The 5,692-nt window shown below is 30.3% G+C and carries 9 protein-coding genes; 6 read left to right on the plus strand and 3 right to left on the minus strand.

Annotation, left to right across the window (positions count from 1 at the left end; translation table 11 throughout):
- Positions 1-5 precede the first annotated feature (5 nt).
- Positions 6-350 (minus strand): hypothetical protein, encoded by a 345-nt coding sequence (locus HMPREF2642_RS01200; RefSeq protein WP_070597562.1) that lies wholly within the window; start codon positions 348-350, stop codon positions 6-8.
- A gap of 921 nt (positions 351-1,271) precedes the next feature.
- Between HMPREF2642_RS01200 and HMPREF2642_RS01205 the strand changes: the two genes are divergently transcribed.
- Positions 1,272-1,451, plus strand: a complete 180-nt coding sequence (locus HMPREF2642_RS01205) for a CsbD family protein (protein ID WP_070597576.1) — start codon at positions 1,272-1,274, stop codon at positions 1,449-1,451.
- A gap of 131 nt (positions 1,452-1,582) precedes the next feature.
- On the opposite strand, the gene HMPREF2642_RS01210 is transcribed toward HMPREF2642_RS01205, so the two are convergent.
- Both HMPREF2642_RS01210 and HMPREF2642_RS01215 read right to left on the minus strand, forming a co-directional pair.
- Positions 1,583-1,981 (minus strand): YolD-like family protein, encoded by a 399-nt coding sequence (locus tag HMPREF2642_RS01210; protein ID WP_070597564.1) that lies wholly within the window; start codon positions 1,979-1,981, stop codon positions 1,583-1,585.
- A 709-nt stretch (positions 1,982-2,690) separates the two neighbouring features.
- Positions 2,691-3,047: a magnetosome magnetite crystal formation protein family gene (locus HMPREF2642_RS01215; protein ID WP_070597566.1), complete on the minus strand. Its 357-nt coding sequence runs from the start codon at positions 3,045-3,047 to the stop codon at positions 2,691-2,693.
- A 313-nt stretch (positions 3,048-3,360) separates the two neighbouring features.
- Here HMPREF2642_RS01215 and HMPREF2642_RS01220 point away from each other — a divergent pair, with 313 nt between their 5' ends.
- The 5 genes from HMPREF2642_RS01220 (at position 3,361) to HMPREF2642_RS01235 (ending at position 5,624) form a co-directional block, all read left to right on the plus strand.
- Positions 3,361-3,909 (plus strand): recombinase family protein, encoded by a 549-nt coding sequence (locus HMPREF2642_RS01220; protein WP_002502806.1) that lies wholly within the window; start codon positions 3,361-3,363, stop codon positions 3,907-3,909.
- Between the two features lie 230 nt (positions 3,910-4,139).
- On the plus strand, positions 4,140-4,685 hold the full coding sequence (locus tag HMPREF2642_RS01225) for a hypothetical protein (protein WP_070597569.1): 546 nt from the start codon (positions 4,140-4,142) through the stop codon (positions 4,683-4,685).
- Between the two features lie 53 nt (positions 4,686-4,738).
- Positions 4,739-4,873 (plus strand): hypothetical protein, encoded by a 135-nt coding sequence (locus tag HMPREF2642_RS11785; RefSeq protein ID WP_256276627.1) that lies wholly within the window; start codon positions 4,739-4,741, stop codon positions 4,871-4,873.
- Between the two features lie 167 nt (positions 4,874-5,040).
- The gene (locus HMPREF2642_RS01230) at positions 5,041-5,289 is read left to right on the plus strand and encodes an AbrB/MazE/SpoVT family DNA-binding domain-containing protein (RefSeq protein WP_070597571.1); all 249 of its coding nucleotides are present in this window, start codon (positions 5,041-5,043) and stop codon (positions 5,287-5,289) included.
- Positions 5,286-5,624 (plus strand): type II toxin-antitoxin system PemK/MazF family toxin, encoded by a 339-nt coding sequence (locus HMPREF2642_RS01235; protein ID WP_070597573.1) that lies wholly within the window; start codon positions 5,286-5,288, stop codon positions 5,622-5,624. The genes HMPREF2642_RS01230 and HMPREF2642_RS01235 overlap by 4 nt, the downstream gene beginning before the upstream one ends.
- Positions 5,625-5,692 lie beyond the last annotated feature (68 nt).

Here is a 5,692-nt window from a genome sequence, read left to right on the forward strand (position 1 = left end):
TTATATTATAAATTCAACTTTGCAACAGAACCAAAGTGAATATGTGAAGTGAAATCAACAACTTCTTTTGTATCTTTAAAAACATCAGTTTGTATTTTCTTACATTGTTTGTGCTCATCAAACCGGAATATTACTTCTCTAACTATTCTCATATTTTCAAGGTCTAAAGTGACTTGAACTTCAATATTTTCTTCTTCTCCAATTGTTGTGTAAGCCAAAGGACATTTCAGATTTGAATCAAATAATCCTTCTTGTATATTCAATGTCTCTTCAAATTCTCGCAATTTATAATTTCTTATATTTTTACATATGAGCAAATAATCATTAATAAACTCCTTAGTATTTGTCATACTCCACACACCTATTACAAAAATATATTAATTATTTTCATGTTCATTAAGTAATGAAAACTCTAATACCAAATTGAATAACGCTAATAAAACACTTACCACTTTTAATAGAGTTATAATCTTTTCTTTCATTGTAAATACTCCTTTATATGATATAATAAAATTAAATTGAAGGAGGAGCCCAATCTCCTCCTTACAGAATTATCTTAGTAATTCTGTAATTAAAGTCACGATAGCTCTTAATAAGTTTATAATACTTATTAGGAGCTTTTTCGTGGAGTTCTTCACGAGAAACCACCTCCTTCAATTTCTCTTTCAATACCCAACCAACCACCACATCTCGTTGGACATCACCTCCTTTACTTTTTTATTATTTATTTAATTTTTTCTGTGTTGCAAAGCCACAACAACAAGTCGTCATGAGAGATGACAAGGAGACAAGCTAAAATATTTTTCGACTGGCGTATGCCTCAAAGAAAAATTTTTGCGCCTTGTCAGATCGAATAGACTTGTTAATAGCATCATCAAAGATGATGCGTGTGAGCGTGCAACACGAAAAAATAAATAATAAAATTCCAAATAAATAGGGAAGTGATTCTTCACTTCCCTTCATTTTCATTAGCATTTTTTTATAGAAAATGCACAAGTGGCTAATGAAGCACATTAGCCACTTGCCAAAAGTATTAATCAAACTTTTTTCTCTTGATTGATCTTACTATATGTATTATGTTTTAGGTGTGCTCCATGTTTGAATTACACTACAAAAGCCTAATGAGGAATTCATTAGGCTTTTTCCTTTGTATATACTGTGGCCAAAACTAACCTATAATACAAAAAGCGTATAGTATGAATTTGTGATGACTATATGCTATATTATCGTTACCAAACAAATTATTTCAACATTTAAGGGGGGGTACAATGATGGCTGAAGATAAGTTTGAACAAGCTAAAGGTAATATTAAAGAAACAGTTGGTAATGCAACGAATAATGAAGATTTAGAACAAGATGGTAAAAAAGATAAAGCGTCTGGCAAAGCAAAAGAGGTTGTTGATAACGCTAAAGATAAAGCATCCGAAGTTATTGATAAGTTCAAAAAGTAGAGCTTTGCAATCTTTTTTAAACTATTAGATATATGGTATAGTGAATTTAGGTAAATCCTAATCCTTTTCTTTTGTTCTGTTTTTCCCTAAGTATAGTTAAATTTTAAGCCACTCTGAACGAGTGGCTTTTCTTATTCAATATTTTGGATGTCCTTCATCGGTATTTCCATTGTTTCATTGCCACCTTCGTTACTTATAATCATCGATTGCTTAAGTATATCTACATTTTTAATGTAGGCTTGGTGAGCGTAAAAATATCCTTGCTTCCAATACGTAATAATAGCTTTTTCTCCACTATGCATTTTCCAATATACTTTTTCATTTAGTACATCAAGTTGATCTTCAAAAAATTCAGGCCGTTCACTTTTGTTTTGATCTTTCATATACTGATCTAATTGCTGGTATTGCTCAGGAATTGTCTTAAAAGCTAGCCATTTAACAAACCCTCTGCCTTTAGGAACATTAGAATCTAAATACTCTCTAGGAATCTTACGATAATCCGTTTCGCCCTCATATTGTTTAGGAATCATATACAAACACCTCAACTATATAACAGAACATACGTTCGTATATGTAAACCATCTCCTTCATATAAAATGGTACTCAAATATCATGGTCACTATGGAATTATGATACTCAACTAGATAATGATCATCCTAACAAAGATTGGTCTCCTATTCATTATAGCGGTTTGGAAATAAATGGTGATAATATTGGAAAAAAAGGATGTTACATGTGATGATGCTATCTATGACGCACTTAAAAATAATAGTTAAAGATAGTATCTACGATTTAACTAACCCCCGATTTATAAAATAATCGGGGGTTTTTGTGGCATTATGTCTTTTTACTGTTCCAAAACGTTGCCTTTACCATAAAATGACTTATAATGTGAATTTATATTGACCATATGCTGTATTGTCGATACGAAACAAATTATTTCAACTTTTAAGAAGGTACAATGATGGCTAAAGATAAGTTTGAACAAGCTAAAGATAATATTAAAAAAACAATTGGTAATGCAACTAATATTGAAATATGAGTATGTCAGACTAACTTTGCATTATAACTATACTTATCGCAAAAAATCCCAGTCTTATAAATAAAAACTGGGACACTTAGATAAACATTCGCTATTAAGTATACGAAATATATTGTAGTATGCTCGCTTATATTCAACTTTACACGGATTGACTTCCAAATTAAAGTGACATTAAGCTCAGATTAAATTAAAGAAGTTTACTTTTTTAATAATATTTTAACACCTTTAATGATATTGAATACATATAATACTAGAGCAATTAAGAAAAATAGAATTGTAATTATTATAAATATAACAGAGATCAATAATTGATGATTAAAAGGTTTATCATAAATCTCTTTCGAAAAGATAAAAGCACCTCTGCCAACAAAAAAGCAAATCCATGCAAATATGTGATTAGTTAATGCTTTTTTTCCGTGTATAGATGTAGGCTCATCAGCTAATATCCATGTAAATAAAGGTAAAACTATAGGTGCAAAAAATATACTTAAATAACTTAAAGCCGACAAAACATAGCTGTTATCAATTTCACTTGTATTATTAATATTTTTCATACATACAACCTCCTTAATCCTTCCATTTATTATAAAAACATTTATTGAGATTGAGTACAATAACGAACTCTATAATATCATAAACGTTCGTTTTTGAAACAAATAAGTAGCTAAGTAATAATGAATCTTTGTTTCATCGATTTTATCTCACATAAATTCATAAAAATAAAGCATTTTAAGACAACTTCTATTTTTTTACTTACAAGTATCATATCTTGTATTATTAACAAAGTCTTATTTTACCTTTACTTCATGAGATATGATACAGTAATAGTGAAACAAATAACAAAATTTAATAAAGCGTGGTGTACAAATGGCTAAAATTGGTTACGCTCGTGTTTCAACACAAGATCAAAGTTTAGATAGCCAAATCGATACTTTAAAAAACTTTGGCTGTTCAAAAATATTTAAAGAAAAAGTGAGTGGTCGAAAAACGAAAAGATCAGAGTTAGACAAATGTCTAGAGTATTTACGTGAAGGAGATACATTAGTTGTTTATAAACTTGATCGTTTAGGTCGAACAACAAAACAGTTAATAGAATTGGCTCAATGGTTAGAAAACAATAACATCGAATTACAGATTATTGATATGAATATCAATACTAAGGATGCAATGGGAAAAATGTTTTTTACGATGATGAGTGCTTTTGCTGAACTTGAAGCCAATCTTTTAAGCGAACGTACTAAAAAGGGGCTTGCTTCTGCAAGAGCGAGAGGGCGCATCGGTGGGCGTCCACCCATGCCTGACCATAAAAAAAGAGAAATTAAGTTTTTATATGATGAACAAAAAATGACCGGAGAACAAATAGCCGAAGCAACTGGCGTCAGTAGATCAACCGTATATCGTGTGGTTAAAAATTAAAAATATTGAAAGGTGTGTTTCCTTATGGATAAAAATTATTCATTAATAAAACGTCTTATTGTTCTTATATCAAGTGTGTTCCTTTTTTATATTTTTTTAACATTTTCACTCTAAAATATAAAAGAATTAAATCACTTACGCATATAATTCGTACACTTAAGAATTAAAATAATTATTCTAATCATACTATGATAATTTTATAGCAAGAATAATTATTGGAGGTAATTTGTATGAATAGTAAAATTCTAAAAATCTCATCTAGTCTGATGGCAGTAGGCATAATGGCTCCAACTATTCTATTTACAACAAATGAAGCAAAGGCTTACGAACAAAATCAACAAGAGATTCAACAGGCTTCTGAACAGCTTCAAAAAATAGGCGAAGGCGCACTTGAAGGCTTACATCAAAACAAAGAAGCTTTCCAAAAAGCTGGCGTATATGACAAAATGGAACGTGACGCTAAACAACTTGCTAACGGTCAATCTGAAAGAGGTAAAGCTACATTAGGAGCTAAAGCAGGTGCTAAAGCAATTAAAGCAACTGCTAAAAAAGTCGGACAAAAAGCATGGGATGGTTACATAAAACAAGTTGAAAAAAGAGCAGGCGTCAAAGTTGCTTTCTTACATTACCAATCAATCTTTAAATTCTGTGACTACATCACAGGCTTTGGTGGAACAATTACAGACGCAATTGCCAAAGGATTACAAAATAAATTAGGCTTTAATAAAACATTAGCTTATTACATAGCTAAAGCCTTTGTATTGATTGTATTATAAGAGGTGATAATATCAGAAAGAAACAAGTTTTTCTCATATTAATTATAATAGTAATGCTTATTTTATTCTTCATACCGTGGGACAACAGCCACGAAACATTAAGACGTTATTTAATGTTAGTACTCGCATTACTAACACCTTTATACTTTTTAGCAACAAGTAAGAAAGATAAAGATAAAAATAAGTAATATTTATTGCAACGTTTCAAACGATTTATCGTCGAGAATAATATATCTATAAAAATATGAAGTGTCTTTCGAGTAGTAACTTTCGAGTTGCTACTCTTTTTTATACTTGTAATGTATTTACATAAGTAAGTATATTTTGATATAATGAATATAAGGAGATGATAATTATGATTAAAACATCTGAACGCATATTCAAAAGTGGAAACAGTAAAGCAATCAGTTTAAGCAAACAAACCATACAACTTGCTGATTTTGAAGTAGGAGATAAGGTTGAAGTATCTGAAATCAATGGTGGTTTGTTTATCAAAAAGAAAGAAGAATCGATTGAAGATGAGATCACAAACTTTTTCAAAAATGGTGGTAGATACACCGAGTCAGAAATTGATTTTGGAGAAAGTGTAGGTCGTGAAATATGAGTATCAAACAATTTGATATATACTATATTGACCTAGACCCCACTCGAGGTCGTGAAAAACAAAAAATTAGACCATGCTTAATCGTGAATAACAATATGACCATTAAAGGAACAGATTTTGTTTGGGTATTACCAATTACAAATCGTGAAAAACGTTATCCATTAGATATCGAAGTGAAAACTAAAAAAGGTTTAGTCACAGGTGTTATAGACACGCTTCAGATACGCTCATTAGACCTTAATGAACGTGAACATAACTATAAAGATGAATTACAAGACAACTTAAAAAACGTCGTTTTACAAGCAATAAAGACATATTTAAAACCATCATCATAAAAATTCCCTCACTATTTGTAATAGTGAGGGAATTAGGGTTCTGTTGCAAAGTTGAATTTATAGTATAA

The sequence above is a fragment of the Staphylococcus sp. HMSC055A09 genome, from assembly GCF_001809655.1.
GTDB lineage: Bacteria > Bacillota > Bacilli > Staphylococcales > Staphylococcaceae > Staphylococcus > Staphylococcus capitis.